At 65.1% G+C, this 1,317-nt stretch carries 3 protein-coding genes and 1 pseudogene; all 4 read right to left on the bottom strand.

Features of this window, described 5'->3' with window-relative positions:
- Positions 1-150 (bottom strand): transposase (locus ACYPYD_RS14990; RefSeq protein ID WP_459663958.1); only part of this gene is annotated, 150 nt, incomplete at its 3' end.
- A gap of 79 nt (positions 151-229) precedes the next feature.
- Positions 230-412: a hypothetical protein gene (locus tag ACYPYD_RS14985; protein ID WP_459663956.1), complete on the bottom strand. Its 183-nt coding sequence runs from the start codon at positions 410-412 to the stop codon at positions 230-232.
- 116 nt (positions 413-528) lie between these two features.
- Positions 529-687 (bottom strand): annotated as a pseudogene (locus ACYPYD_RS14980) (IS30 family transposase); the annotation flags it as partial.
- A 39-nt stretch (positions 688-726) separates the two neighbouring features.
- The coding region (locus ACYPYD_RS14975; RefSeq protein WP_459663955.1) for a hypothetical protein at positions 727-1,317 on the bottom strand (591 nt) is incomplete at its 5' end.

Here is a 1,317-nt window from a genome sequence, read left to right as displayed (position 1 = left end):
AAGCTGCCTGCAGATATCCAGCTCGCGTTCGGCCTGGGCCAGCAGCAAAACCCCACCGTCCGAAGTCAGCCGTCCCCCGTCGAAGGCGGCTGTGATTTTCTTTCGGCCGACCGCTGGGAATCTAAATCGGCTTGGGCTAGCATCGTTCATGGCGGGTGTGGCCCGTGGCTTTTTCTGTCCCGGAGAAGGGATGGCTTAGACACCCAATTTCCTACTTCAGAACAGAACCTTACGCTACTCCCGCCAACCCTCCTGACCGCCCCGGTGAATAGGAGAGGCTAAAGCCCTCGTCGGTCAAGGACTGCCGGCCCAGCCTGTCGTCCCTATGGGCATCGACGCCAGCCTGCAGCAGGATCAGGTCCGGCACGAAATGATCGAGAAGCATGGGCAGCGTGCCGGCCAGAGCTTCCAGATAGGCGGTATCGCCCGTTGCATCGGGCAGCCCGAAATCCAGCGACGAACGCGCCTTGCGTGTGGGGAGTCCTTCTCGGCATGAAGGGACAGCGTGAAAATGTCGCTGCGCCCTTGCGATGACGCGCGGCGACGTCGATGCTCCAGCAGTTCCTTCTTCAGAACCCCGCGCGCCTGTACGTACAGGCTTCTGTAGATGGTCTCGTGCGACACCTGCCTGCGCGGCTCCTCGGGAAAGCTGCGCCTGAGCCACCCCGCGATCTGTTCCGGTGACCATTTGCCGCTCCGTCGAGCTTGGGGGCGCCCGGTGAGGGGTCAGCCGGGCCAGCGATAATGCACACGTGCGGTGACCTCCTGAACCGGTGCTGTCAAATCGGCACCGTGGGCCGGGTCTTGCACCGTGCCAGCATCGACGAAGCCGTAAAACACGCCCCTGGCGGCGGAACCGCCGCGCTGCTCAACGTCGCCAATGTTTTGCGCTGTGCCGGAAAGGACGATGCCCTTCTCGTACTCGCCGATGCCCAGCATCGCGGTGCGGGCCACGGCCCGGTCGCGCAGGACCGTGTCTTTGCGCAGGACGGTCAGGCCGCCCACGACGGCTTGGTCGCGGACCTCGGCGCGATCGAGCACCACGGCATGATCCTCGATCCGCGCACGGCCGGAGACGGTGCCCGAAACGACCCGGGCGTAAGGCCCGACGTAAGCGCTTTCGGAGACGGTGGCGCCGGGACCGACCCAGCCGCCGCCGTTTGTATGGCGATGCCCGCCCGCGATCGGCTCGGGGGCGCCGGGTTGATAGCGCTCGGGCATCGCGCCTTCGAACTGTGCCATCCATGGATAGCGGTAGATCGCGTACCAGGGCTGGTCCCAGCGGATCTGCTGCATCTGCGACGGGGTGGCCATGAC

The organism is Novosphingobium sp. 11B (assembly GCF_054589055.1).
Note: the sequence above shows the minus strand (reverse complement) of the source record. Positions and strands in the feature narration are given on the sequence as shown.